General features: G+C 72.5%; 26 protein-coding genes. 3 read left to right on the forward strand and 23 right to left on the reverse strand.

Going from position 1 to position 24,778, the window contains the following annotated elements:
* Positions 1 to 23 precede the first annotated feature (23 nt).
* The 11 genes from ACIRRH_RS31825 to ACIRRH_RS31875 all read right to left on the reverse strand — a co-directional run bounded on the left by ACIRRH_RS31825 (position 24) and on the right by ACIRRH_RS31875 (position 11,476).
* A complete protein-coding gene (locus ACIRRH_RS31825; protein WP_403074253.1) occupies positions 24 to 1,556 on the reverse strand; it encodes a Mur ligase domain-containing protein in 1,533 nt (510 codons plus the stop codon).
* Positions 1,557 to 1,646: 90 nt separating this feature from the next.
* The gene (locus tag ACIRRH_RS31830; protein WP_403074255.1) at positions 1,647 to 3,008 is read right to left on the reverse strand and encodes a glutamine synthetase family protein; all 1,362 of its coding nucleotides are present in this window, start codon (positions 3,006 to 3,008) and stop codon (positions 1,647 to 1,649) included.
* Positions 3,009 to 3,079: 71 nt separating this feature from the next.
* Positions 3,080 to 4,579 carry an amino acid permease gene (locus ACIRRH_RS31835; protein ID WP_403074257.1) on the reverse strand — a complete coding sequence of 500 codons (1,500 nt, stop codon included), beginning with the start codon at positions 4,577 to 4,579 and terminating at the stop codon, positions 3,080 to 3,082.
* Between the two features lie 44 nt (positions 4,580 to 4,623).
* The gene (locus tag ACIRRH_RS31840; RefSeq protein WP_403074259.1) at positions 4,624 to 5,601 is read right to left on the reverse strand and encodes a hypothetical protein; all 978 of its coding nucleotides are present in this window, start codon (positions 5,599 to 5,601) and stop codon (positions 4,624 to 4,626) included.
* 324 nt (positions 5,602 to 5,925) lie between these two features.
* Complete coding sequence (locus ACIRRH_RS31845; RefSeq protein ID WP_403074261.1) at positions 5,926 to 6,495, reverse strand: GNAT family N-acetyltransferase; 570 nt, start codon at positions 6,493 to 6,495, stop codon at positions 5,926 to 5,928.
* Positions 6,492 to 6,626, reverse strand: a complete 135-nt coding sequence (locus ACIRRH_RS31850) for a hypothetical protein (protein WP_403074263.1) — start codon at positions 6,624 to 6,626, stop codon at positions 6,492 to 6,494. Before ACIRRH_RS31850 ends, ACIRRH_RS31845 begins: the two co-directional genes overlap by 4 nt.
* A 63-nt stretch (positions 6,627 to 6,689) precedes the next feature.
* Positions 6,690 to 7,505, reverse strand: a complete 816-nt coding sequence (locus ACIRRH_RS31855) for a 7-carboxy-7-deazaguanine synthase QueE (RefSeq protein WP_403074265.1) — start codon at positions 7,503 to 7,505, stop codon at positions 6,690 to 6,692.
* Between the two features lie 138 nt (positions 7,506 to 7,643).
* Entirely contained in the window at positions 7,644 to 8,279 is a 636-nt protein-coding gene (locus ACIRRH_RS31860; protein ID WP_403074267.1) for a PIG-L deacetylase family protein, read from the reverse strand.
* On the reverse strand, positions 8,263 to 8,904 hold the full coding sequence (locus ACIRRH_RS31865) for an HAD family hydrolase (RefSeq protein WP_403074269.1): 642 nt from the start codon (positions 8,902 to 8,904) through the stop codon (positions 8,263 to 8,265). Before ACIRRH_RS31865 ends, ACIRRH_RS31860 begins: the two co-directional genes overlap by 17 nt.
* Positions 8,901 to 10,496 carry a PEP/pyruvate-binding domain-containing protein gene (locus tag ACIRRH_RS31870; protein WP_403074271.1) on the reverse strand — a complete coding sequence of 532 codons (1,596 nt, stop codon included), beginning with the start codon at positions 10,494 to 10,496 and terminating at the stop codon, positions 8,901 to 8,903. The genes ACIRRH_RS31865 and ACIRRH_RS31870 overlap by 4 nt, the downstream gene beginning before the upstream one ends.
* Positions 10,493 to 11,476, reverse strand: coding sequence for a hypothetical protein (locus ACIRRH_RS31875; RefSeq protein ID WP_403074272.1), 984 nt, complete (start codon positions 11,474 to 11,476; stop codon positions 10,493 to 10,495). The genes ACIRRH_RS31870 and ACIRRH_RS31875 overlap by 4 nt, the downstream gene beginning before the upstream one ends.
* Positions 11,477 to 11,624: 148 nt before the next feature.
* On the opposite strand from ACIRRH_RS31875, the gene ACIRRH_RS31880 reads away from it, so the two are divergent.
* A complete protein-coding gene (locus ACIRRH_RS31880) occupies positions 11,625 to 12,119 on the forward strand; it encodes an NUDIX domain-containing protein (RefSeq protein ID WP_403074274.1) in 495 nt (164 codons plus the stop codon).
* A gap of 10 nt (positions 12,120 to 12,129) precedes the next feature.
* Here ACIRRH_RS31880 and ACIRRH_RS31885 read toward each other — a convergent pair whose 3' ends face one another.
* From ACIRRH_RS31885 to ACIRRH_RS31920, 8 genes are all read right to left on the reverse strand, one after another.
* Positions 12,130 to 12,798, reverse strand: coding sequence for a PolC-type DNA polymerase III (locus tag ACIRRH_RS31885; protein WP_403074276.1), 669 nt, complete (start codon positions 12,796 to 12,798; stop codon positions 12,130 to 12,132).
* Complete coding sequence (locus tag ACIRRH_RS31890) at positions 12,786 to 13,877, reverse strand: DegT/DnrJ/EryC1/StrS family aminotransferase (RefSeq protein ID WP_403074278.1); 1,092 nt, start codon at positions 13,875 to 13,877, stop codon at positions 12,786 to 12,788. The genes ACIRRH_RS31885 and ACIRRH_RS31890 overlap by 13 nt, the downstream gene beginning before the upstream one ends.
* Entirely contained in the window at positions 13,870 to 14,922 is a 1,053-nt protein-coding gene (locus tag ACIRRH_RS31895; protein ID WP_403074280.1) for a radical SAM protein, read from the reverse strand. Before ACIRRH_RS31895 ends, ACIRRH_RS31890 begins: the two co-directional genes overlap by 8 nt.
* Positions 14,919 to 15,587 carry a thymidylate kinase gene (locus ACIRRH_RS31900; protein ID WP_403074282.1) on the reverse strand — a complete coding sequence of 223 codons (669 nt, stop codon included), beginning with the start codon at positions 15,585 to 15,587 and terminating at the stop codon, positions 14,919 to 14,921. The genes ACIRRH_RS31895 and ACIRRH_RS31900 overlap by 4 nt, the downstream gene beginning before the upstream one ends.
* A complete protein-coding gene (folE, locus tag ACIRRH_RS31905) occupies positions 15,584 to 16,213 on the reverse strand; it encodes a GTP cyclohydrolase I (RefSeq protein WP_403074284.1) in 630 nt (209 codons plus the stop codon). The genes ACIRRH_RS31900 and folE overlap by 4 nt, the downstream gene beginning before the upstream one ends.
* Positions 16,214 to 16,295: 82 nt before the next feature.
* The gene (locus ACIRRH_RS31910) at positions 16,296 to 17,408 is read right to left on the reverse strand and encodes a glycosyltransferase family 4 protein (protein WP_403074286.1); all 1,113 of its coding nucleotides are present in this window, start codon (positions 17,406 to 17,408) and stop codon (positions 16,296 to 16,298) included.
* Positions 17,405 to 17,965: a phosphoribosyltransferase gene (locus ACIRRH_RS31915; protein WP_403074287.1), complete on the reverse strand. Its 561-nt coding sequence runs from the start codon at positions 17,963 to 17,965 to the stop codon at positions 17,405 to 17,407. The genes ACIRRH_RS31910 and ACIRRH_RS31915 overlap by 4 nt, the downstream gene beginning before the upstream one ends.
* Entirely contained in the window at positions 17,962 to 18,720 is a 759-nt protein-coding gene (locus tag ACIRRH_RS31920; RefSeq protein ID WP_403074288.1) for a 6-carboxytetrahydropterin synthase, read from the reverse strand. The genes ACIRRH_RS31915 and ACIRRH_RS31920 overlap by 4 nt, the downstream gene beginning before the upstream one ends.
* 173 nt (positions 18,721 to 18,893) lie before the next feature.
* Between ACIRRH_RS31920 and ACIRRH_RS31925 the strand changes: the two genes are divergently transcribed.
* Entirely contained in the window at positions 18,894 to 20,201 is a 1,308-nt protein-coding gene (locus ACIRRH_RS31925; RefSeq protein WP_403074290.1) for a helix-turn-helix domain-containing protein, read from the forward strand.
* On the opposite strand, the gene ACIRRH_RS31930 is transcribed toward ACIRRH_RS31925, so the two are convergent.
* On the reverse strand, positions 20,181 to 20,819 hold the full coding sequence (locus ACIRRH_RS31930; RefSeq protein ID WP_403074292.1) for an HAD family hydrolase: 639 nt from the start codon (positions 20,817 to 20,819) through the stop codon (positions 20,181 to 20,183). The genes ACIRRH_RS31925 and ACIRRH_RS31930 overlap by 21 nt on opposite strands.
* A 430-nt stretch (positions 20,820 to 21,249) precedes the next feature.
* Here ACIRRH_RS31930 and ACIRRH_RS31935 point away from each other — a divergent pair, with 430 nt between their 5' ends.
* Positions 21,250 to 22,107 carry a hypothetical protein gene (locus ACIRRH_RS31935; RefSeq protein ID WP_403074294.1) on the forward strand — a complete coding sequence of 286 codons (858 nt, stop codon included), beginning with the start codon at positions 21,250 to 21,252 and terminating at the stop codon, positions 22,105 to 22,107.
* On the opposite strand, the gene ACIRRH_RS31940 is transcribed toward ACIRRH_RS31935, so the two are convergent.
* The 3 genes from ACIRRH_RS31940 to ACIRRH_RS31950 form a co-directional block, all read right to left on the reverse strand.
* Positions 22,095 to 22,868 carry an aldo/keto reductase gene (locus tag ACIRRH_RS31940; protein WP_403074296.1) on the reverse strand — a complete coding sequence of 258 codons (774 nt, stop codon included), beginning with the start codon at positions 22,866 to 22,868 and terminating at the stop codon, positions 22,095 to 22,097. The two genes, ACIRRH_RS31935 and ACIRRH_RS31940, sit on opposite strands and share 13 nt — an antisense overlap.
* Positions 22,869 to 22,888: 20 nt before the next feature.
* Positions 22,889 to 24,088, reverse strand: a complete 1,200-nt coding sequence (locus tag ACIRRH_RS31945; RefSeq protein ID WP_403074297.1) for a JmjC domain-containing protein — start codon at positions 24,086 to 24,088, stop codon at positions 22,889 to 22,891.
* Between the two features lie 81 nt (positions 24,089 to 24,169).
* A complete protein-coding gene (locus ACIRRH_RS31950) occupies positions 24,170 to 24,322 on the reverse strand; it encodes a hypothetical protein (RefSeq protein ID WP_403074299.1) in 153 nt (50 codons plus the stop codon).
* Positions 24,323 to 24,778: the final 456 nt, after the last annotated feature.

Here is a 24,778-nt window from a genome sequence, read left to right on the forward strand (position 1 = left end):
GTCTCCGGTGGTCGGCGGGCGGTTCACGGGCAGTCGGGGCCCGGGGCACCGGTCTGGGCGAGGTGGTCCAGCAGCAGGGTTCCGAGCCGCTCGGCCTGGCCGGTTCCGACGACCAGGACGAGGTCGCCCTCGGCGGTCATCTCGAAGAGCCGCTGCTCGGGGCCGGATTCGCGCGGGCCGCAGCGGACGCGGTGAACCGCGTCCGGGCCGAGGACCCGGACGGCGGCCCGCTCGACGGCGTCCAGCGGGTCGGGCCCGTCGTATCCGGCCAGCGGCGTGCTGACCGGTAGGAGCAGTGCGTGGTCGGCGTCGCCGAGGGCGGCGCCGAGGCCGCCGGCATGGGCGCTGGTGCGGGCGATGCCGTCCGGTTCCAGGGCGACGATCACGTTCCCCTCGGTGAGCATCCGGGCGGCCGTCACGTCGTGGGCGACTTCGCGGGGGTGCCGGGCGCGGGAGTCCACCACGGTGATGCCGCACTGCGTGCCGAGCACGGTGAGCGAGCGTTCGACGCCCCGGAAGGCGGTGAGGCGCTCCGCCACGGTCCCCGGGCTCGCGCCGGCGACGAGGGCGGTGGCGATGGCGGCGCATGCTGCCAGGGCCTGGTGACGGCCTGCGACCGGGACGGTGAACTGGTACTGCACGCCCTGGTAGTGGAGGGCGAGGAGGTGTTCACCGCCAAGCCACCGGGGCGGGAGAACCCACACGTCGGCGCTCTCGTCGAGGCCGACGGTCACCACCACGGTGGGGCCGTTCGGGCCGGGCCGGTCGGTGAGTCTCTCGCGAAGGATCCTGGTGCTCTTGTCCCACAGCGGCAGGACCACGGTGCCGGAGCGGTGGGCGAGGCCGGTGAGCGAGTTCAGGGCGTCGACGGTGTCCTCGAAGTGCGGCACGTTTCCCGCGGCGGCGAGGATCAGCGTCACCTCCGGTCGAGGCCGCCGGTATGGGGACGCGGTGTTGGGGCGGTAGCTCCAGGACCCCTTGGGGGCGGGCTCGTGGGTGGCGGTGTCCGGGCAGAGGTCCACCACCAGGCGGCGGTCGCCGCTGTGCCCCGGCGGGCGGTTGAGGGTGGGGGCGTTGAGGATCCAGCCGGTGTGTCCGTCGTCCAGCGCGGCGGCGAGCACCGCCGCCGCCGTCGCGGTGCCGTGGCTACCACCGACGGCCACCAGCTGCTGGCCGAAGTCCGTAGTCAGCGAGGCGAGCGCGTGCGCCCGGGCGAGAACCGGCAGGTGCAGTTCCTGGGCGCGGTCGAGTTCGGGGTGCGGAGCGGCCAGCACCCCCGACCACACCACACAGGTCCGGTCCTCCTGGACGTTGCGGGCGTCGAAGCCGACCGCGACATTGACCCCGGCCTCGCGCAGCCGGGCGGCGGCGCTGTCCTGATCGGCGGGGCCGATGCTGCCGGTGACGTCCAGGCCGCGGGAGGCCAGCCACAATGCCAGACCCTCCATGCCGGGCGCGGTGACGTCGACCAGGTGCGCCTTGGCCAGCAGGTCGGGGGCGGGTTTCGTCCTACCCTTCGCGCGGGGTCGGACGGAAACGGCGTCCATGCTCTCCATGGAGTCCTCCAGCAGGGTGAGGGTGAGGGGGAGGGGTGGAACCGGGCCGGTCGCGGGTCCGGGGGTGTGGCGCCGCGACCGGCCCGGGGCTCATGCCTGGGTGAGACCGCGCTCCAGCTCCGCGTCGGTGACGCGGGCGGCGTGGTACTCCAGGTCCAGGTGGGCGACGCGGGCCAGGTGCGCGACCACCAGCTCGCCGAGCAGCTCACCGGCCGGCTCGCTGGCCTCGAAGACAGCAAGCGCCTCGGCCAGGGACTGCGGCACGGGCGACGCCTCACGGTTCAGGTAGGCGTCGCCGCGGGTGGCGGGCGGGGGTTTGAGGCCGGCCTCGACGCCGTGCCGGACACCGGCCAGGACGGCCGCCAGCGCGAGCATCGGGTTGGCGTCCGCACCGGGCAGCCGCACCTCCAGCCGCAGACTGGGGCCGTGCCCGACCACCCGCACCGCACACGACCTGTTGTCCCGGCCCCAGGCGAAGCGGGCCGGCGCGAAGGAGTGGTCGCCGAGTCGCTTGTAGCTGTTCACGTATGGTGCCCACAGCGGGCCGGTCTGCGGCAGCACCGTCAGCAGCCCGGCCACCGCCTGCTCGCCCAGCTCCGACAGTTCGGTCCCGTCCTGCGGGTCGGCGGCCAGGACCGGCCGACCGTCGACATCGTGCAGCGAGACGTGCAGGTGCAAGCCGCTGCCGACCCCAGTGGCCGGAGCCGCCATGAACGACGCCACCATGCCCTGCTCGTCCGCGACCGTCTTCGCGGCGTGCTTGAACAGCACGTGCCGCTCGCACACCTCGCGGACCGGGCCGTACGGGAAGGTCACCTCCAGCTGGCCACACGCGCCCTCGCCCTTGACCGCCTCCACCGGCAGACCGGCGGCGGCCAGGACCTGCCGGAGCCTGCGTCCGAACTCCCGCACCGCCGACGGCTGGTCGAGGGCATAGTCGCGGTTGTCCCAGGTGACGGGCCGAAGCCCGCGCCAGCCGGCCGCCGCCGCGTCCCGGGCGGTCCCCTCGTGGAGCACGAACTCCGTCTCGACCCCCACCATCGCCGTCAGGCCGACACCGGCCAGGCGCTCCTGCTGCTCGGCCAGCACGGTGACCGGGGCCAGCGGGTGCGACCACCCCTTGCTGACCGGATCGGCGAGCACCACCGCCGTGGACGGCAGCCACGGCAGCACGCGGGCACCCTTGGTGTCGGGCAGCAGCCCGACGTCGCCGAAGCCGGACTCCCACGAGAACGCCCCGGTGCGCGGGGCGGTCATCCCGAGGTCGGTGCCGATCACGTACCCGCACATCTCCGGAGCCAGGCGGCCCGACCGCAGCCGCTCCACCAGAGCGGCCGCGTCGTACTCCTTGCCCTTGAGACGGCCCTGCACATCGACAGCCGCAAGCAGCACCGTCTCGATCCCGAAGTCGGCCACCAGCCGGTGCAGCGGCCCGACCGGCGAAGCCGCCACCGGCGAGCTTCCGGTCCCGCGGTACCGGGCTGCCCGCATCGCCCCCTTCGGACGACCCGAGCGGCGGCTGGTCACACGACCTCCTCGGTCAGCTCCACCAGCTCGGCCGACCGCTGGACCGGCGGCGCGTACGAGCGCCCCGCCTTGAGCCACCACGCCCACGCCAGCACCATCACCGCCAGGAGCGCGACGGGAGCGTAGTTGAACGTGTCGACGGTCACCGGGTAGCTCTGCGGCAGGCACACCAGCACGCTCACCACCGCCACCCAGCCCACCGCGATCCACCCGATCAACGGCCCCCGGCTGCCCAGGTTCCACGGCCCGGGCCGGAACTTCCGGCCCCTGCGAAGCCGCAGGTAGATCGGCACCGCGTACGCTGGCGTCATCCCCACCACGTTGACGGCGGTCACCGCCCCGTACGCGGTCGTGCTGTACAGCGACGGCAGCGCCAGCACCGCGGCTGCCCCCACCGACAACCACACCCCGGCCACCGGCGTCCCGGTGCGCTCCGACACCCGGCTCCACAGGCCCGAGGCGGGGAGCGCGCCGTCCCGGGAGAAGGCGAAGACCATTCGCGCCGACGCGGCGGTCTCCGCGTTCCCGCAGAACAGCTGCGCCACGATCACCACGACCAGGAGCACCTTCCCCCCGGTTGTCCCGAGCGCGTCGATGAAGATCTGGGCGGGCGGCACACCGGTGGCGGTCGTGAGGACGGCGTCGTAGTCCTGGACGGCGAAGAGCATGCCGGCAAGGAGGACGGCGCCGGCGATCCAGCTCACCCAGATCGAACGGACGATCCCGCGCGGCGCGGACACCGCCGCCTTGGTGGTCTCCTCGGCCATGTGCGCGGAGGCGTCGTAGCCCGAGAAGGTGTACTGCGCCAGCAGCAGCCCGATCGCGCTCACGTAGATCGGGTTGCTCCAGCCGGTGTTGTTGACGAAGTGCCCGACGACCCAGCCAGCCTCCTGGTGGTGGCTGGGCACGATCGCGAGCGCGCCGACGATCAGCACGACGCCGCCGATGTGCCACCACACCGAGATCGAGTTGAGGAAGGCGACCCGGCGCACGTTCGGCAGGTTCAGCAGCGCGTGGAGCAGCAGGACGGCCGCGAAGATCCCGAACAGGCCGACGGGCGTGGGCTCGTAGCCGAACTGAAGGTTAAGGAAGGCTCCGATGAAGCTGGCGGCGCCGTAGTCGATGCCGCAGATGCCGCCGATCAGACCGAGCAGGTTGAGCCAGCCGACCAGCCAGCCCCACCGCGGGCCACCGAGCTGGTGCGCCATGAAGTACAGGCCCCCGCTCGTCGGGTAGGCCGAGGTCACCTCGGCGAGCGCCAGGCCGACGAAGAGGACCATCGCACCGACGCCGATCCAACCCCAGAACATCACCGCCGGACCGCCGGTGTTCAGGCCGAACGCGAACATCGTCATGCACCCGGACAGGATGCTGATGACGGAGAACGAGCTGGCGAAGTTGCCGAACTCGCCCATCCGCCTGCTCAGCTTGGGCTCGTAGCCGAGCTGACGCAGCCGATCCTCGTCGGACAGCTCAGCGGCGTGGACGGGGGACATCGAAGTCGACCTCCATGGGGAGAAGGTGGGCAGGGACGGGGTAGTCAGGCCAGGGCGGTCGCCCGGCCGGCGAAGGACTGCTGGCGCGCGGTCAGCAGCAGGTCCTCCGCCTTCCCCGGCGAGTCGGCGACCAGGCTCCACGGGGCCCTGGAAGCGAACTGTCCGAGCGCGGCGAAGACCTCAGCGGCGGCGTCCATCTGGGCCGACGCCCACAGCGCGTGGGCGAGGTAGCTGAGATCGGCGACCGGCCATGATCCGGGCGCCGACACGGACCAGCTCTCGTACGCGCGCTGAGCACGGGAGAAGTGCGGCTCCCGGAGCCACTGCCGGAGCACCACCGCGTTCCGCCTGGGCTCGTTGCGGTAGTGCTCGACCGACAAGTACAGCGGCAGGGCGGCGAGTGCCGAACCGGCCGGCACCCTCGGCACGACGACGTTCACGAAGTCCGCCGCCGCCGGCCGGGAGACCTGCTGCCAGTAGCGCACCATGCGGTGATGGGCCTCCCGGTTGCCCGGATCGCGCCTTTGCGCTTCGTCGAGCAGCCCCCACGGGCCGGGCGGCAGCATCGGGTCCGACGAGCGCTTCTGGTGCTCGGGCCGTGCCCTGGGCCGGTCCAACACGGCCAGGGCGAGGAGGCAGACCCACGGCACGGGGTCCGAGGGCACGGCGTCGGCGGCGGCCCAGCACGACTCGCGCGCTGCCTGTTCCAGGCGCCCGGCCTCCGGTGAACCGGCCTCGGCCGCGGTCAGGGCGTGCTCGACCGCGACCCGAGTCCGCAGGATGGCCAGCTCCGGGTTGACCGGGTCCTCACGTCCCCAGTCGGCGAGCACGGTCGACCTAGCGGCCACCAGCGCCAGCACCTGCGTCCGGGAGGTGCGACGCCCCCAGTCCTGCCCGGTCGCCGCCAGCAGCCGTTGCGTCGAAAGCCAGCGTCCGGCCCGCAGATCGTCCACTGCGGTCCGTAGCGCATCGTCGAACCCGGCGGGGTGGTACACCGGCCGAGCGGGCGGCACGGCGTTCATGGGACCGTCCTTCCAGACATGTCGTGAGCGGTGGACATGGCCGCCGTGGGCACCGACGCCGGGCCGCGCTCACTGCGGGCAGAGCGCGGTCGGCCTGGCGAGCTTTGGCCGTAGAACCCCGCTGGCGAGGTTCCTACTCGGTGGCGACGGGTTGCGTCTTCTGTTTCCCCTGCGTCAGATGGTGGCGGCGGTTCGCCGGACGACGCGACCCCACCGGGGGACGCGTGCGGGACGTCCTGGGACGCGGAGTGATCGAATTCCGCCATGGTCAACTGTTCGCGCAGTAAGGTGACCGAGAGTGTTCGACGGCGACCATTCGCGTAGTCACATTCGCGCTGAAATATGATCACGGGGCCGCCGGTGGAAAGCCAAGGCTCCTGCGGACGGGCGGGGCGGTATGGGGGTGCGGCGATGCGAGCGTTGTGGGTGCGCGCTCAGCTCGACCGAGGAGCAGCCCTGTTCCTGGAGCGCGTTGACCAGGGCCCGGGGGACGGCCTCCGCCAGACCTTGGCGGCGGTGGCGCGGGTCGGTGACGACGGTGTAGACCCGGCCCCACAGGCCGCCGGGGTAGGAGAGGCCGTCGTAGCCGCGGTAGACGACGCCGATTGCGCACGCTGCCAGTACGCCGTCGCCGCCGTCGGCTACGAACGCGATCAGCTGCGGGCCGGTGCCGAGCCGGGCCTGCATGTCGGCCAGGAAGGTGGTGCGCCAGGCGTCGGTGGCTGGCTGGCCGGTCAGGACGTCGACGCGAAGGCGCAGCAGTTCCTCGGCGTCCCCGGGGCGTGGCCGGGTGGATGGGGGTCGGTGGCATCGGGGGCCTCCCTCGCTCGGTGGGCAACAGGTCGGTTCGGGCGCGGCGGGCACCGGCACGCAGCGCGACTCGGTGGCGGTCACTCCAGCGGCAGATCCCAGCTCAGGTCCGGGCCGCCGATCACCCACTGCACACCGCCGGTGAGCTCCAGCCGGTACTCGGCCGGGCAGCCGGCCCCCGTCCAGCGGGCGTGGAGCTCCTCGGCCTCCCGCAACAGGTCGCGCGGCCCCCACTTGACGGCGCGCGAGCCGTTCCGGCCGACGGCGGCCCTTCCTGCCTACCGGTCGGGGTCGTCGTTCCACAGGAGGACGTGGGTGCGGAAGGACAGTCCGTAGCCGCGCTCCAGGGTGGCGTCGACGACCTTCTGGGCGGTGGCGACGTTCGTCTTGCTGTCGGAGCCCTCGGGCATGACCATCACCCGCTGGGGTGCCAGCGCCACGTCCGTGACCATCTGGTCCACCTCCGCCAGGTCCGGCTCCCAGTCCTCGGTGGCGACGAACTTGAACCAGGCCTTGCCGGTGTCCCGGAGGGCGGTGAGCACCTCCGGCTTGTACCGCGTGGCCAGCCGGTTGCCGCTGGTCCCGAGCTTGGGCGACACGTTGTACTGCGTGACGAGGGCGTCGAGCTCCGGGAGGGGAGCGATGGTGCCGGCCGTCTCGATGTGAACCTCATGCCCCCAAGCGCGCAGTTGCTCCAGCAGCGGGACGAGTTCGCGCTGCTGCATCATCGGCTCGCCGCCGGAGATGACGATGATCGTCGGGCGGTTCTCGATGTCCCACAGCGCCTTTAGCTCGTCGAGGACCTCGGTGGCGCTCATCGGCTTGAGGCCGTACGCGGGGTCGTCGCGGTCGTAGCGCTGGCCGCTGCGCGTCCGGGCGGCGGTCTCGTCCGTCACTGCCCAGGTGTAGGGGGTGTCGCACCAGAAGCACACCTGGTTGCAGCCGAAAAGGCGCACGAACAGGCAATGCCTCCCGGCGGCGCTTCCTTCCCCTTGGACGGTCGGCCCGAATATCTGGCTGATCTTCAACTTCGGGAACCGGCCACTCTGCCGGGAGAGGATTTGGAGCTGGTACACGGCGGCCAATGTCGACACGGAAGTGGATTCCTTCTGGGAGCGAGTGGGAGAGCAAGGCGGTTGCGGCACACCCTGGGGCCGGGCGGCGCCAGTGGCGGCTCTGCGTGCGGGAGTTCCCCGTCAGGTGGACCGGGCGGCGCGGCGGCCGTCCGGGGGTCACAGGTGGGCGGCTCCGGGCAGGCGGCCGAGGACGGGAAGGGCGGTGAACGCCTCGGCGTGGAGGGCGCCGCTGCGCCTGCCCCACAGGCGGGCGAGGTCTTCGGCCATGGGGCCGAAGTGGTCGTCGACGGGCTGGGACTTGTGGCAGCGCAGGGCCCTCATCTTGGTGTCGAAGGTGCCGGTGACGTCGACCATCACCGTGGGGACGAGCGGGCCGACGAGGGTGAGGGAGTTGTAGGTGTCGCAGCTGTAGAGGCGCCGGGGGCGGCCGGTCTCGATCTTGGCCTCGGGCAGGGCTTCGAGGACGGCCTCGGCGGCGTGCCGGTGGTCGGCGTGGGCATCGAGGACGGGGTGGGTGATGACGACGTGCGGCTTCAGCTCGACGAGCAGGGCCCGGATCGCGGCGGGGGTGAGCTCGGCGAGTTGGTGGAGCGTGGCGCCGAGGACGGCCGCTCCGGCCTTGGCCTCGGCGTCGCGGACGGGGTCGTGGAGGGGGACGGCGATGTGGACGGGCGCGTGCTGGGCGTGGAGGGCGAGGGTGCCGCCGGCCCACAGCTCGGCGTCGTCGGGGTGGGCGAACACGGCGAGCACGGACTGCGGCCCGGCCGGCTGGTCGTCAGGATTGCGCGGCACGGGAGGCTCCGGAGGGGTTGGGGGTGTGGGCCGGGACGAGCCGGCCGTCGCGGATGGTGAGGGTGCGCATGCCGGCCGCCAGCGCGGCGGTGATGCCGTCAGCGGCGTCGTCGACGGCCAGGCACTGGCTGGGGTCGGCGTCGAGGCGCCGGGCGGCTTCCAGGTAGGCGTCCGGCTCCGGCTTGCCCCGGGGCACGTCGTCGAGGGTGACGGCCACCGGCAGCAGTGCCTGCAGCCCGAGCTGGTGGATACCGTGGCGGACGAGCACTGCGGCGGCGCTGGAGGCGACGGCCAGCGGAAGGCCGCGTCGGTGAGCGGCGTGGAGGAGAGCGAGAGTGCAGGGGATCGGGTCCGGTGGCGGTCCGGCGAGCAGTGCCGCCCGGCTGCGCGCGATCACCTCATCGACCGGTGGAGAAGGAAGAGCGGCGTCGGCGGCGAGTTGGGCGATCAGCTCGCGCACGGGCAGGCCGGCCAGTTCCCGGTAGCGGTCGGCGGGAACGCTGAAGCCGTGCGGTGCCAGCGCGGCCTGAAGGGCGGCGTGGCGGGCGGCGGTGTTGTCCGCGACGGTGCCGTCCCAGTCCACGATCAGCGCCGCCGCGCCGCCGAGGAGTTCGACGGGGTTCACCGGGTCACCGTCCTGCGGTGAAGGACCTGTCCATCGGGGCCAAGGACGGCGATCTCGGTGGGCGGAGGCGGGGCGTCCTGGGGCCACAGCAGCGTGCCCAGCCCCGGCAGGCGGATCGGGCTGCACCCGGGCGGGATCGGGACCGGTGCGCAGAAGTCGCCGGGCACGAGCACGCCGACGGGGCGCGGGCCGGTGCCGCCGGTTGCGGCCGGGTCAAGGGCTGGGGTGTGCTCGTCGTGCCAGACGAAGGTGGCGGCGCGGCTGTCGTCGGGCGCAGGGTGCTCCAGGGCGCGGACGAGCACCGCGGCGCCGGTGAGCGGCCGGGCGTGGGGGCTGGTGCGTTGAGCAGGGACGGCCGGGGCGAGGCGAACGGTGCCGGCGCCTCCGTCGACTTCGACGGTGGTGCCGGTGGTGATGGCCCGGCGGGCGTCGGTGACGTTGGTGACACAGGGGATGCCGAGCTCGCGGGTGATGATCGCGGTGTGGGAGAGCTCGCCGCCGGTGGTGGCCACGACGGCGGCAGGTCCCGTGAGCAGCGCCGGGACGGCTTCGGGGCCGAGTGCGTCGCAGACCAGCACCTGGTCGGCGATGCCGGCGTCGCCGAAGGCGTGGACGGCGGGGCCGGTACCGGTGCCGGGCGCGGCCGCGATCCCGCTCAGCACCCGGTCATCGTCGGCCGTCGTCCTGGCGGTGGCGTGGTCGGTGAGCGGGGCGGTGAGCGGGCGTGCCTGCACGAGGTGGAGCTTGCCAGCGGCGTCGATCGCCCACTCTACGTCGACGCGTTCGAGGCCGAGGGCCGCGGCGGCTCGGGCGGCGGCGGCGAGGAGTTGGCCGCGTGCTTCGGCGGTGAGCACGGGCCGGTCGGCCAGGGCGGCCGGGGTGTACAGGTGCAGTACGCCCGCTGCGGATGTCTGGATCTTGGCGCGGATCCCGGTGCCCGTGTCGAGGTCCACCCACTCGCCCGGCGGAATCGCCGACTCGGCGACTGTGGCGGGCAGTTGGATGGCCTCCTGGCGGGCAGGCCGGACGGCGGCCTCTCGGCCAGGGCTGGCGGTGTGGATCTCGCCGGTCACGCGGCCGCAGACGAGTGGCTCGGCCAGGCCGCGGACAGCCTCGATCCGCCAGCGGGTGCACCGGGTGCTGGTGACTTCGGCGGCCAGGACGCCGGAGCAGGCCGGGCGCAGGGCGGCCTGGACGAGAACGGCCATGCACACCGCGCCGGTGACGCCCATGGCCTGGCCGTACGCGGCGACGGTCGGGTGGTGGGCGGAGGCGCGGACGGCGCGGACGGCGTCCAGCAGTGCGGCGGGCTCGGCCGGGGCGATGCGGGAGGTGAACAGGCCGGCGAAGGAGGCGTCCGGTCCGTCCTCGGCGGCGGCGGAGGAGCGGGCGATCAGCCCGTACGGGGCCGGGCAGCGGGTAAGGATCTCCTCGACGGCGGCGGCGAGCTGCTCGTCGGGGTGGCCTGCTGGGACGACGATGCCTGCGGGGACGGGCAGAGCGGCGGCGGCCAGTCGGGCGAGGGCGGCGGCCTTCGCGCCGGCGGTTTCGATGTCGAGGTCCTCGTCGAGCGAGGGCAGGGTGGCGGTCATCGGTCGGCTCCCGTGGCCAGCAGGTCGGCGGTGGTGACGGTGGCGGGGTCGGCGCCGTGGCTCTCGCACCAGCGGCGGGCGGCGGCGAGGTAGCGGTGCCGTTGGACCTTGCGGGTCTCCTCGCTGCCGGCCGCCCAGCGGCAGACGACGGCCATCGCCCCCACCCGCGCGGTGGCGCCCGGGTCGCCTGCGGCGGCGAGGTGGGCGGCGAGCACCCAGGCGTCGCGCAGCCGGACGGCGCGGCGCCGCGAGACGTCGATGACGTGGCGCTGGCCGGTGGTGTCGGTGGCGGCGGTGGCGGTGAGCAGGTGGGCGGCGCGGGCGTGGTCTTCGAGGGGCATCGCGGCGACGGCCGGGGAGCCGTCCCCGTACAGGGTTCCGGCCCGCGCGGCGAGGGCGCCGGCCGCGGCGGCGAGGTCGCTGCCGTCGGCGAGCGCGGCGGCGCCGTCCAGGAGCACCAGGTGGGCGTCCAGCAGGTGGCCGGTGTCGTCGGGGGTGTTCAGGGCGAGGCGGCAGGCCCGCCCGTTGGCGTCACCGCCGAGCAGGCCGGCGAGCAGGTGCTGCCAGTCGTCGTCGGGCAGGAGCCAGTTGACGACGTGTGCGCTCATCACGCCGAGGAACGCCGCAGTTGCCGCCGCGAGTTGTTGCTCGGCCGCCGCACCAGCCTCGAGCTGGTGCTCCAGCGCGAGCAGGGTGGTGTCGGCGAGGCGGTGGCGCTGCTCGGCAGCGGTGACCATCGCCCTTGCGTAGGCGGGATCGGCGAGGAGCTGGTGCCAGCGCCCGGTGAGGGCGAGGTGGTCGCTTTCGCCGATGTCGACGATCCCCGGCCGCCGCAGTCGCCCGTACGGGCGGGGGTCGTCCATGAACACGCCGGGCCACCGGGTGAGGGACGTGGTGTACAGGTCGAGCTCCAGCGGGGTGCTGCCGGGCCTGGTGTGCTCGTAGTCGCAGGTGAGCTGGCCGTTCCAGACGGGCTCCACAGGTTTCTCCCTTGGCGGGGCCGGCGGCGCGGTGGCCGGATCGGTGACGTTTCGTCATATGGGTGGTGCGTGGTGTGAAAGGCTCGGCCCCTGCCGCCCGGTGGGCCGGTGCGGCGCCGTAGGTGGCCGAGTGCCGAGGAGCAGCGAAGTGATCAAGGAATCGACGGCGAGTGCGTTCGTCTTCCGCGTCGGCGGGGACGGGGAGTGCAGGACGGCTCTGGTGTGGCACCCGCGGCTGGAGCTGTGGCTCCCGGCCGGCGGGCACGTCGAGGCGGACGAGGGAGCGGCCGAGGCCGCGTTGCGTGAGATCGAGGAGGAGACGGGGCTGCGGGCCGAGCTGCTGCCCGGTCCGTCGCTTCCGCTGCCCTCCGGCTTCCCGCACGGTGCGCCGGTCGCGCCGTGGTGGGTGGTGGAGATGGACGCCTGCGCCGACAACCACACCCGCGAGCCGCACCGACACATCGACCACGTGTACGTCGCCCGGGTGGGCGACGGCGCGGCACCCGGTCGTGCGGTGCACGAGGTGCGGTGGTTCACCGAGCAGGAGGCGGCCGAGGTCGAGGGCCTGTCTGAGGACTCGCGCCTTCAGGTAAAGCAGCTCTTCGCGATGATCGCCGATGGGTCGCTGCGCCTGGCGGCGTGAGATCGGACGGTCAGAACAGGGCGCTCTGCTCCGCGTCCGGGGCGGCCGGGGCCAGGCGCTTGGGTTGCAGCCCTGCGGCCATGTCCAGTTCCAGCAGGGTGCGCCACCGGCCGGTGGCGCACCCTTCGGCCAGCAGCAGCTGCAGGATGTGGGCGGTGACCTGGACGTCCGGCATCGCTCGGTGTCGGTCTGCGGGTCTGGGGATGCCGTAGTGGGCGAGCAGGTTGTCCAGCCGGTAGGAGCCGAGATGCGGCAGGACTGCCTTGGCCAGGCCGATTGTGTCGATCAGCGGGGTCGCGGCCAGGACGGGGCAGTGCTGCCCCTGGTGGGCGATCAGGCCGGCTTCGGTGTGCGCGTGGTGGGCTACCAGCCGGTACGGCGGTGCGCTCAAGTGGGCGTCCAGGCCGACCATCACCTCGGCGGCCGGGGGCGCGGTGGCGAGCAGGGCGGCGGTGAGGCCGGTCTGGGCGGTGTCCATCGTGGTGACGGGGACGTCGGCGGGCGGGCGGATCAGCGACTCGAACCGGCCGGCCTCCACCAGCCGGCCGCCGTCGGCGCGCAGCGCCAGGGCGGCGACCTCGATCGGCTCGGCGGGCCGCCCGGCGGGAGTGAGCCCCTCGAAGTCGATCACCACGAAGGTCGTGTCGGTGAAGCGCGGGTCGCGCATCAGCTCTTCCACGCGGCGGCCTCCTGTCGGATCGTCAACGCCCACTGCTCGATGGCCTGTTCGGTGTTGTGCTCGGTGAACGGGACGGCCAGCAGGGTGTCCACCGTAGCGCGGGCGCGGGGAAGGTCGCCGGTGGCGTAGCCGGAACAGGCCGGGTGCAGGTGGGCTGCGGTGAGGCGGTGGGTGCCGACGCTGTTGGGCACGCCGAGGCTGGCGAGGTGGGCGGCGAAAGCGCGCGGCTCGGGCAGCGTCAGGCGCCACAGGGCGCTGTAGCCGTTGGGGACCTCGCCGTCGGCCGGGGCGACCGGCTCCAGGCCGAGCGTGGGGTCGACAGCGTGGTGGAGGGCGGCGGCCTGGCGGCGGCGCAGGGCCAGCGCGTCGGGGAAGCGGGCGAGCTGGTGGCGGGTGAGGGCGGCGAGCGGCTCGGCGAGACGGTAGTTGACGCCGAGGCGGCTACCGGCCGGGGCCCCGGGAGCGGGGCTCTGCCAGTGGGTGCGGTAGGCGGCGGCCCGGTCGGCCAGCGCGTCGTCGTCGGTGAGAAGGTAGCCGCCCTCCCCGCAGGCGATGATCTTGCCGTCCTTGAGGGAGAAGCAGCCGATGTCGCCGACGGTGCCGGCCGCGCGGCCCCGGGTGGTGGTGCCCTGGGCCTGGCAGGCGTCCTCGATCAGCCGCAGGCCGGTGGTGCGGGTGTACGCGGCCACGTCGTGGATGCCGTCGATGCGCCCGGCCAGGTGGACGGCGATGACGGCCTTGGTGGCCGGACCGGTCTTCGCGGAGAGGTCGGTCAGGTCCAGGCCGCGGCCGTCGGCGCCTGCGTCGACGAACACCGGGCGGGCCCCGGCGGCGACGACGGCGGCGGCCGTCATGACGACGGTGACGGCCGGCACCAGGACCTCGTCGCCGACGCCGACGCCGCAGGCGGCCAGCGCGGTGACGATGGCCGCGGTGCCGGAGGAGACGGCGACGGCCCGGCGGACGCCGAACGCCGCCGCAAGCTCTTCCTCGAGCGCCGTCACCTCCTGGTAGCCGGACGGGTTGGGCATGCGGCCGACGGCGGCGGCCATCGCCCAGTGGTCCGCGGATTCAGGCATGGTGAACCTCCGGTCCGGTCGGTGCGAGTACGGGGAAGTCGGTGAGCGGCCACATGTTGACGCAGTCCACCGAGAACAGGGAGCAGTCGGTGCCGCAGCCGGTCGGGGCGGGGAACAGGTCCCGGGCGGCGGTGTCCTTGATGGTGCGGTGGCGCTCCGGCGGGGTGGCGGCGATCTTCAGCCCGGAGGGGCAGTCCCAGACCGTGCCGTCCGGCTGGACGAAGAAGAGGGTGTCGCCGCCGAAGCAGCCGGGGACCAGGTCGGTGGGCTTGCTGACGGCGGAGGCGACCTGGCCGGCGTAGGCGCGCCCGGGCAGCACAAGCGGCAGCTCAGCGGCGTATAGCTCGTCGAAGTGCCGGCGTAGCTCGGGCACCTGCTCGGGGGTGAGGGACAGCGTCTGGGCGAGCTTGTGGCCGGGGTCGAGGGCGATCGGCTGCGGGACGGCGTAGTCGCAGCCCAGCGCCGCCGCGAGTTCGGGCACGGCGAGGATGTCGGGCAGGTTTTGACGGGTGATGACGCTGTAGATGCCGACCTTGGGCCGGGGCGCGGGGCCGCGGGCCTCCAGCAGCGCGCTGATCCCGGAGACGACGGCCTCCCAGCCGTCGCCGTCGCGTCGCGGCGGCCTCCACCGGTCGTTGTGGACCGGGTCGGCGGAGTCCAGCGACACCGACACCGCGTCGACTCCGAGCTCGATCAGCGGATCGCGCAGGTCCGCCCGGTTCAGGGCGACACCGCTGGTGCACACCACCACCTCCAGGCCGCCCGCCTTGAGGATCTCGATCAGCTTGATGATCGGCCTCCACAGCAGCGGCTCCCCGCCGGCCAGGAACACTCGCCCGACCGGAGAGTCGGCCAGCGTGGCCGCGAAGGCCAGGACCCGGTCGGTGGTCAGGTCATTCGGCGACAGGTGGGAGAGCGCCCCGAGCTGGGCGGGCATCTGCACGCTGTGCTCGGCGATGGTCCCGAAGTAGCAGTAGAGGCAGCCGTGGGACGCGCAGAACGAGCGCAGGCCCCACAGCAGGCTGATCGTCTTCCCCGGCTTCACGTTGCCATCCCGCCCGGTGCCGCGGCGGCCGCGTCGCGGCACAGCCCGGTGATGAGGTTGACGGCGCTCTTCTCGTCGAGCAGCTGCCGGTCAAGCACCACGTAGTTGTCCGACACGGCGGCCAGCTGGTGGTAGAGCCGTCCGGCGCGGGACATCAGGGCCCACTCGTCCGGGCTCGCCGCCTGGCCGGTGCGCCGCTCGAACCGGGCCCGGCACGCTTCGGGGTCGTCCGTGATCAGCACGGTGGTCGCGGGAGCGGGCCGCCACATCCGGATCATCTGCTCGATGGCCCGGGCCCGCTCCAGCGCCCAGGCGTCGGTGGCGCCGGCCCTTTCGGCGAGAACGGCGGCCTGGTAGACGGCCACCGACGCCGGGCCGCGGTCCTCCAGCACCACCTGGCCGGGGCCGGCGGGGGCGAGCGCCTCGTGGCGGTGGACCTGGAGCGCGGCCAGCAGGAGCGTCTCGGTGCCCGGGTGGCCGGTGCGCAGGAACCGGTCGCCCCCGCTGTGCAGCGCGGCGATGACCTGGCCGGGCAGGCCGGTCGGCGCGGAGTCGGGCAGTTCGACCAGCGGCAGACACACCGGGCCCAGGGCGGCGGCGGCCAGGCGGCCGAGGTGGCTCTTGCCGACCCCGTTGACGCCTTCGAGGGTGACCACGGCGCTCATCGCACACCGCCGGCCAGCGCGGCGACGCGGCGCAGCCGCTCCACCGCGGCCGGGTCGTCGGCCAGCGGCTTGAGGAGATACTCGGTGGCGGTGCGGGTCCCGTGGGCGCGTACTCCGCGAGCCACCATGCACGAGTGGTCGCCGACCATCCACACCGCTACCTGCTTGCTGCCGGTCAGGCGGGCGACGTCCTCGGCGATCTCGGCGCCAAGCCGCTCCTGCAGCTGGAGTTTGTGGGCGTGCTGGTGGGCGATCCGCACCAGTTTCGACAGGCCCAGCACCCGGTCGGCGGGGGTGTAGGCGACGACTGCCTCGACGGTGAACGGCAGCAGGTGGTGCTCGCACAGGGATGCGGTGCGGATGCCGCCGACGGCGACGCACCCCTCGCCCTCGGCGTGGTACTCGAAGGTGGTGTCGGTGGTGCCCGCCTCGTGCCCGAGGAACTCGGTGAGGAACCGGGTGACGCGGGCCGGGGTGTCGGCGAGGCCGGGCCGGCTGGGGTCCTCGCCGAGTGCGACGAGCAGGTCGCGGACCAGGTTCTCGACGATCGCGCCGTCGATCGGGGCGCGGGCGTCGGCGGCCGGGCCGGTGTGTGGAGCGGCGGGGATGGTCAGGGTGGTGTTCACGAAGGTCTTCCTCCACTTGTCCGTGGGAAGGGTGACGGGGCCGCACGGGTCGCCCGTGCGACGAAGCGTCGTACGGCCGCGCTCAGAGCCCGAGGGCGTCCAGGAGCTGACGGGCGGACTTCTCGGGCGTGAAGCGGGCAACCCGTCCGGGCGCAGCGGCGCTGGCCCGCTCGTACTGCCCGGCGTTGTCCAGCAGTTCGGCCGCGGCCGACCACAGGGCCGTGGGTCCGGCTTCCAGCGGTGCGTAGCGTCCGGCCTCGCCAGCCAGCAGCGGCACGTTGCCCAGGTCGACGCCGACCACCGGGGTGCCCACCGAGAGGGCCTCGGCGGCGGTGAAGCAGAACGTCTCCGGCACCTGGGTGGCGATGACGGTGGCGGCGGCACCGGCGAAGAAGGCCGGGACGTCGGCCCAGCCGAGCGCCGGCAGGATGCTCACCAGGTCGGGGCGCCGGGCTTCGACCTCCCGGCAGGCGGCCAGCGTGCGGGCCTGCCCGCCGGCCTGGAGCTCGAACCCGGCCTCAGCCAGGACCAGCTCCACGGGCCGGTCCCAGTCCGGGGGCAGAGCCCGGAGCAGTTCGGCCAGGCCCTTGGCCGGGTCCGCGCGCGAGACGAGCCGCACCGGACCGCTCTCGCGCAGCTTGGCCCGCTCCTGGGCCGTGGGTGGTGTGATGAGGGTGTGCAGGGCGTTGAGGACCGGCCGCCAGCAGCTGGTGTCCAGCCCGGCCGCCGAGCCGCCGTCCGCGAGGTAGTCGCTGGCCGGGCAGACGACGTCGGCGGACGCCAGGGCGTCCTTCCAGCGCTGCTCCGCGCCGGGGCGGATCTTGTGGACCATCAGGGCGGTGGTGACCCTGGCCGGGGCGGGGCTCAGGTAGCCCAGGCCCCACAGGGTGTCCGCCCAGCAGACCGCGTCCGCGCCGTGCTCGGCCAAGACAGAGCGGACCTCCGCCACCACCGGCGCGGGGTCGCCGAGGGCGGCCAGCACGTCGGCGTTCGTCGCCGGGTGCGGCAGGGTGACGCTGGACAGCCGGACCAGGCCCGGCTCCAGGTGGTCCAGCGGACCGGCCGGGCCCGCCGCCAGCACCAGCGGGGTGTGCCCGAGCTCTCGCAGCCCCTTGGCCAAGGCGCCGACCGACCGGTCGATACCCGAGGGCTGATCGGGCCGGTAGGACAGCAGCGCCAGCGCGACCGTGCTCACGACGTTCCCTCCGCTCGCTCCGAAGCGGACGCCTCCCAGGGGAAGACGACCCACCCGCGGACGGTCTCCCCGATCCAGGTCACCGTCTCGCCCGGCAGCTTGCTCCCGGTCCAGTTCGCCTCGTTGACCACCAGCACGGCGCTGCGCACCCGGGCGGCGCCGGCCTGCTCCACGATCCGCACCGCGCTCGCCAGAGCCTGGCCCGTGCCGGCGACGTCGTCTACCACCAGGACGTCCAAGCCCTCGATTCCGCCCAGCGAGGCGGGGTTGCGGATGGTGGGTTCGCAGGTCTTGGCCGCGTTGGCGCTGTCGTCGACGGTGTGGGTCACCTCCAGCACCCGCACGTCGCGCACACCGAGCTGATGGGCGAGCAGCACGGCCGGGACCATGCCACCGCGAACGACGGCCACCACGGTCTGAGGCGCCCCGGCGACGCGGGCAGCGTCGGCGATCCGGGCGGCCTGCTCCTGGACGTGGCCCCAGTCCAGGTGCCTGATCCGGCCGGCCTGCGCTCCGCCTTCGCCCGCGGAGGCGGCCGCGGTGGCTCGGGTGCTCACGCCGCCTCCAGCGTGAACTGCGACCAGGTGCTCGCCGTCTCGGACAGGCGGACCGCGAAGGGACGCCCGCTCGGGGCCGTCAGCTCGTGCTCGGCGAGCCACGCGGTCAGCACCGCCGCCAGGTGCTCACTGGTCGGGTTGAGGTCGAAGACCCTGTTGAGAGCCTGCCCGTGGAAGCGCGAGAGCACGAACTCGCGCAGCTGCTCGGGCACGGGGAGGAGTTTGTCCGGCCGGTCCGGGTCCGGGAGGGTCAGCAGGTAGGCGTGGCCGTGGTGGCGCCCGCACTTGTGGCCGTCGGGCAGGTCACACAGCCAGTGCCGGGCCCGAAAGTGGACGGCCTGGTCATCGGCGGGGGCGGGGAGGCGACCGGTGAAGACCCTGACGTCGTCGAGTAGTTGACGCGCGTCGTCGGGCAGGTTCTCCTGCGCCCACGCCCGGACGTGGGCGGCGATGCCGGCGTCGGTGGAATCGGCCAGGACCGTGTTCAGGTCGTGGTGGTCCAGGACCGCGTCGACGTGCTGCTGGAGTCCGGAGAGGTCACCGAAGTCGCAGACGAAGCCGGGCTTGGTAAGCTCACGGGCCGTCAGAATGAGCTCCACGGTGATCAGGTCGCTGCCGTCCGTGCCGTCGATCGTGCGGGCGATGTCGCAGGTCGCCCGCTTGCCGATGGCGTAGATGCCGCCTACCGGAAGGTCCGGGAGCCGTCCGGGCAGCGGGGGGCCGGCCGCCGGGTCGGCTCCGAAGGGGGAGTTCATCGTGCACCTCTCGGGATCTGGGGTACGGGAGGGCGCCGGGCTGCGATGCCGGGGCCCGGCTCCGACCGGGTGGAAGTGGCGATCTGTGCTGAATCGAGCACACACCGCCAGCGCCCCGGGAACAATGGCGGACGCCGATCCATGAGCGATCCCAAATCCCGAGGAGCGTCACGATGTCCGAGCGCCTACGGAACGATCTGCGCCAGGCACGCTGGGAGTCCGGGATGTCCTGGGAGCAGTTCGCCCAGGCAACGAGCTTCACCCCGGCGTACCTGCGCAACGTGGAGAACGGGAACAGGTCGGTGACCATCGACGTGGCCGCGGCCTACGATCGGGCACTGCGAACGGACGGACGGTTCGCAAGGGAACTGGCCGATGGCGGGACTGTGCCGACCGCCGTTCCGTGGGGTCAGGACGGCGCGGCCCTGACGGTCCTCACTGACCTCGTGGACGGGAGAAGAGGACGAGTGGATCGCCGGGGGTTCGTCAAAGCCGGAGCCGCGCTGTCGGTGTCAGCGGGGAATTGGGCCAACGCCCTTCTCACCCGCCCCAGCGCTGCCGTCGAGGGCGCGAAGAGCGCCGGGGGCACGGCCTTGCTGGCCAACATGGCCGGCCGACTCGAGCTGCTGCGCCGGATGGACGACGAGCTCGGCAGCAAGGACGTCCGCGAGCAGGCCTTCGGGGAGCTGTCGCTCGCGGTGACTCTCCTCAAGGCCGGCCGCTACCAGGGAGCCGCCGCGAACCGTCTGCTCCGTCTTGCCGGCGAAGCGGCGCGCCAGGTCGCCTGGTGCACCTTCGACCAGGGCCACCGCCCCGGTGATGCCCAGCGGTACTTCGACGCGTCCCTGCGTGCCTCCGCCGAAGCAGGAGACACGACCGGGGGCGCCTACACGATCTCGTTCGCGGCCGTCCAGCTCTACTCCACAGGCCAGGCCAACCGCGCGGTGGCGCTTCTGGAAACAGCCCGCTCGCAGCTCGGGCGGCACAGCACCCCCCGCATGGAGGCCATGCTCGCCGCCCGCACCGCCCGCGCGCTGTCGAAGACCGGGGCCAAGGCGGCGACCGGCCGCCAGCTCCACCTGGCACACGCCATGCTGGACAAAGGCCCGCAGGACGACGAACCCGAATTCCTCTACTGGGTGACCACTTCGGAGGTGGAGATGATCGCCGGCTCCTCTGCGCTCGACCTCGGCGACCCGGCCGAGGCGCTGCGCCGCTTCGAGGCCGGCATGCGGGCACACCCCAGCGTCGACGAGGAGTTCCCCCGCAGCCACGCCATCTACCTGGCCCGCGCCGCTGAGGCCCACCTCGCCCTTACCGACCTCGATGCGGCCATCGCCACCGCCTGGCAGGCGGCCGCCTGCCTCGGCTCCGTCGACTCCGCCCGTTCCTCCTCGCAGCTGAAGGGGCTGCGGGCCAAACTCGCCCCACACACCGCCTACCGGCCCGTCGCAGACTTCCTACAGGCCGCCGCCGGGTAGGTGCAGCAGTTCGCGCAGGCGTCGGGCCACCACGTCCTCGTCCAGCCCCAGCAGCGGTGTGAAGCCGAGCTCGGCGGCGGCCTCCAGGTTCATCTCGCTGTCATCGACGAACAGGCACTCCTCCGCACTCACGCCGAGCCGGTCCACCACGATCCGGAAAATTGCTGGATCCGGCTTGCGGACACCGACGTCCGCGGAAAGCACCACCACATCGAACGCACCGGTGAGGTCGAACCCGGAGTACGGGTCGAACGGCTGGCGACCGAGTGAGTTCGACAGCACCGCCGTTTTGATCCCGGCGGCACGCGCCTGACGGGCGACGTTGAGCACCGGGTAGGCGGGGAAGGCGTCGTGGAGGTACCGCGCCATCAAGTCGGCAGGCTCGACCTTGATCAGGTCGCCGAAGCTCGAGTTCCATTCCTCCTGGGTGATCTGGCCAAGCTCCAGTCGGCGGAACAACTCCTGCCCCTTCGGGGAAGCCCATCCTCGAAGGAACGTACCGCGGACGATCTTCTCCCGGTCTTCGAATGCCTGGATCACCTCGACCATGTTGAAAGTCAAGACGCCGAAGAAGTCGAATACCACCGCGCCGAACCGAGTCGCCGGAGATGTCGTCATCCAGGAAGCCTAGGCCGCCCAGCACGTTTCGGGAACAAGCTCCCTCCGGATGGGGCTACGCCAGCACAGCCTGCTGGACTACCCGTCCTGCCTGGCCGCGCTCGCGGCGACGACACTGCTACGGGTGAGTCGGGGAGGTCCTTGCGCGGTTGCGTCGTGCGGACAGGGCGCTGCTGTACGCGCCCGCCGCGTCCTGGGCCGCCGGCCCGGCGAGCCTCCAGGCGCCGTCGGCCGCCGTGAACGGCCTGTCGCCTCCAGCACCACCACGGCCGACCAGCTCGCCGACGCCGGGGTGGACCGTGTCCTCGACCGCCTGCGTGACCCGCAGGCGGTTCTCCGCACCATTGCTGAACTCACGGCCCGCCGTCAGTAGTTCGGCAGCGGCGCCACCCGCACGGCCGCCCCTCGTCGGCCTGCTACCGTCACCACCATGACGCTCTCCGTAGCAGGTGGCCGCGCGCTGGACCTCCGGAAGGAGCCGGTCGACTGCATCCTCGAACTGGTCGAGCAACGCCTCGGCACCGCACTCGACCGGACCAGCATCGTCAGGAAGCGTCGGTCGGTCGGAGCGAGAACCGATCGGGACACCTGGGTCCGCATCGAGCGTCGCCCGTGGAAGAGGGCCAGAGAGCAGGGCTGGGCCGGCACCGAAACCGCTGCCGTGCTGACCGGCGTGGCGATGCCCCGCTGGGTGAGTTCAGTGGCGTGGCACGACACAGGTGACGGGGCGATCTGGCGAGCGGACGAGACGTCGCGCATTCCGGGCAGTCCGATCGGCACAGCCGTCCTGGCCACCGATCCCGAGCTTGCGGACGGCTGGTGGAATGCCCTGAACGCCTCCCTGGACGCGCTCGCGGCCCAGCCCACGCCCAGGGTGGCGACGCCGGACACCGAGCCGATCACCCAGCAGCTGGTCGATCAGGTGATCCGCACCGCCTTCCCCCTGGCGGTAGACACCCAGGTGCTCTCGTGGTCTGCGGCGCACGCCGACCTGAACTGGGCGAACGTGACCGGTCCCGAGTTCTGCCTGTTCGACTGGGAGGACTGGGGGATGGCGCCGCACGGCCTGGACTCCGCGTCGCTGCTGGCTGCCTCCCTCGCCGTCCCGGCGCTCGCGGACCGCGTACGCCGCGAGCGCCGGGCGGACCTTGAGAGTCGCGACGGCATGGTGATGCGCCTCTTCGTGCTGGCGAAGATCGCCGGCCCGCACGCCCACCCGGACGACCCGCGGGTAGTCCTGGCCCGGATCGAGGCCGAGCAGCTGATCCACGCGCTTCAACCACTCTGACGAGCGGCCCGCTCAGCCAGCAGACGCCGGTACCCGTCGATGAGTTCGGCGTTGACCGCCAGCCCGGTGGCATCGACCAGCTCGCGCAGATGATCCGGCCTGTCGGTGCCGACCGCGACCGCGCCCACCAGCGGCAGCTCGAAGGCAACCCGGAAGGCCGCCTGCACCGGAGTCGACTCACCCGCGGCACCGGCCAGGAAGAGACGCGGGTCGCTCCGACGCCAGGGCGGGCTGGCAAGGTTCCCGCCGAACGGGCTCATGCCCCATCGGCGTTCGGCTGGAATACCCCATCCCCGGGCGAGGACTTCACCAATAGCCAGGACCTCGTGGCCGACGAGCAGCCCGGATCGGACCATCAGGACGTCCGGCGCGACCGAAAGCGGGGCACCGAGCGTGGCGACGGCGCGCGGATTCCACGTCGCGATCCCCCACGCCCCACAAGACCCGGCCGTTACCGCTTCGGCCAGGACAGCGCAGGCGGCGGCCAACTGCTCCTCGCCTCGTTCACCGGCCGTGAGCGAGGCTTCCGGGTTGTGCAGGAGTACCACGTCCGGTGCACGTCCCAGGTCCCGAATCGTCTGCTCCAGCGCGGCGCGAAGCTCCACCGGATCGAGGCTGTGACGCGTCCGGCCGTCGGCGGCCGGGAAGTAGCCGACCTTGGTGGAGACCGTGAAGCCGGACAGCAGGTCCCTGCCCACGTTGGCGAGCGTGGCGTGCGAGGTGAAGCCCAGGTAGTTGAACGCGGTGTCGATTGCGGTCACTCCGTGATCCAGCGCCGCCGTCAGGAGGTGGCGTTCGTGACGAGACCGGTGTAGCCCGAGAACAACTCGTCGGTCAGCGGCGCGCACAACCCCTCCTTCGCCAGCAGGCCGGCCACCGCATGTACCTCGGTGCCAACAGCGGCCTCGGCCTCCGCCAGGACCACGGGGTGTCCGCTGAGTAGCAGTCGCAGCGCGGGCTCCGCCTTCGCGGCAAAGCTGAGACGTCGACCAGCCGCGGTCACCTCCACCACGCTGTCACCCGGGCGGATTTCCGGGCGGAAGTTCGTGGTGCAGACCGCCGCCGTGAGTGGGCCGAGTACGTCCAGGTGCGGCACCTGCCGAGCCGGCGCGGCGGTCCGCTGGTAGTCGCTGAGGAACGCGGCCGGAGGCCGCGACTCCACCAGCTCCCGCGCGGCGGCGATCAACTGGCTGGCGTCGGCCCCCGGAGCGCGGTCGAGATCGTGCCGGAAGACCTCCTGCTCGCGGCACCAGTCGCCGAGCCAGGCCATCCAACTGGCCCCGGTCCGCCTGGTGATGCCGAAGGTGACGTGCAGCGAGTGACCGGCGTCCCCGTGGCCGACACGAGTAGCCCGGTGCCAGTGGCCCCGCGGGATGTGCATCACCTCGCCGGCGCGAAGCAGTCCCGACCAGATCACCTCCTCGCTCGGCGTGGAGTTCGGGTCGGCGTCCCGGTACATCGGCGCGGTTCGCGAAGTACCACGGACCTCCCAGCCCTTCTCGCCCGCCAGTTGGACGACGATCACGTCGTGGTCATCCCAGTGCAGCGGGAACCCCTCTGCCTCGCCGGTAGTCCAGTAGACGTTCACCTGGACCCGCTCCTGGCTCCACCACTGCAACGCGCGGCAGGCTACCTCCAGCGTCGGATCGGCGACGTTCGCCTGGTCGAGGATCAGCGTCGCGCCCTCGCTGAGCAGCCGCCCCAGGGCGTTCATGTTGACCAAGGAGATGCTCTGGCCCCTGGGGCTGACGCTGTCCGTGAAGTAGACCGCCGGATGGACCTCCACACCTTCCTGGAACACCCGGAACTGTGGGCGGGCGAGACTGCGCCGCATCACCAGGTCGAGCAGCCGTTGCGGGGTGAGCAACCGCCTCGACAGGTCTTCGACCCCCGTGTGTCCCCTCGCGAACCGATCACCTACCCGTTCCGGTCCCGCCCAGCCCAGAGCCGACTCCACGGCCCTGATCAACTTGTGTTCCACGCGAACCTCCCCTGAACTCGATCACCAGGTCGTACCGGCTGGTGGGCGTCCGGATACCGGTACGCCCACCAGCCGGCTCACTCACTCGCTGTCGTGCAGATTGCCGTCGCCTCCGGGCCACGGGTCGTCGCCGCCGGAGCCGGCGTTGTCCGAGCGGAGACTGTCGTATCGGTCGTGCACCGCCCCCAGCTCATCGACCGCGAGCAACAGGTCCTCATCTGGTTTGTCTGCCAACTTTCACTCCTCTCGTGCCCCCGGCTAGCGGAGGCGGACAGCGTACAAGGCGCCGCCTATCGGCGGCCTTGTACTGGTTGCTCATCATCAAGCGGTCGTTGCCTGGGGTCATATTTCCCCGTGAATGCGGAATTTCGATCTCCAGGAGTAGCGTCATCGAGCCCTGCTGACGCAAAAACCGCTAGTCAGGCTGGGCAGCACGCATCTCCGCGCCAGGGTCCTTGATCCAGTCCCCTGCTGCTCGCAGCAGGGGACTGGCCCTTCGCTGCCACCCTCGGAGGATAGGTCAGGTGGGTGCGCCAGGGGCAACCCCGGCTGGATACGTCTCAGGACGTCCTCAGAGCGTCCCGGAACGTGGTTGGAAGGCACCTGCTGGGCCCTCCAGAATCGGGGGGATTCTCGGTTTTGACGGCGCGGACTTCACTTCCCTTGAAAGGTAGGTGCCCGTAGAAGACA

The sequence above is a fragment of the Kitasatospora sp. NPDC101235 genome (assembly GCF_044767505.1).
In the GTDB taxonomy this organism is placed as follows: Bacteria; Actinomycetota; Actinomycetes; order Streptomycetales; family Streptomycetaceae; genus Kitasatospora.

Bases quoted from the DNA above. Each gene is read 5' to 3' on its own strand.
- ACIRRH_RS31925 (WP_403074290.1), top strand. From the start codon at position 18,894: ATGTCCGAGCGCCTACGGAACGATCTGCGCCAGGCACGCTGGGAGTCC.
- ACIRRH_RS31920 (WP_403074288.1), bottom strand. From the start codon at position 18,720: ATGAACTCCCCCTTCGGAGCCGACCCGGCGGCCGGCCCCCCGCTGCCC.
- ACIRRH_RS31900 (WP_403074282.1), bottom strand. From the start codon at position 15,587: ATGAGCGCCGTGGTCACCCTCGAAGGCGTCAACGGGGTCGGCAAGAGC.
- ACIRRH_RS31935 (WP_403074294.1), top strand. From the start codon at position 21,250: ATGACGCTCTCCGTAGCAGGTGGCCGCGCGCTGGACCTCCGGAAGGAG.
- ACIRRH_RS31825 (WP_403074253.1), bottom strand. From the start codon at position 1,556: ATGGAGAGCATGGACGCCGTTTCCGTCCGACCCCGCGCGAAGGGTAGG.
- ACIRRH_RS31890 (WP_403074278.1), bottom strand. From the start codon at position 13,877: ATGCCTGAATCCGCGGACCACTGGGCGATGGCCGCCGCCGTCGGCCGC.
- ACIRRH_RS31835 (WP_403074257.1), bottom strand. From the start codon at position 4,579: ATGTCCCCCGTCCACGCCGCTGAGCTGTCCGACGAGGATCGGCTGCGT.
- ACIRRH_RS31870 (WP_403074271.1), bottom strand. From the start codon at position 10,496: ATGACCGCCACCCTGCCCTCGCTCGACGAGGACCTCGACATCGAAACC.
- ACIRRH_RS31840 (WP_403074259.1), bottom strand. From the start codon at position 5,601: ATGAACGCCGTGCCGCCCGCTCGGCCGGTGTACCACCCCGCCGGGTTC.
- ACIRRH_RS31930 (WP_403074292.1), bottom strand. From the start codon at position 20,819: ATGACGACATCTCCGGCGACTCGGTTCGGCGCGGTGGTATTCGACTTC.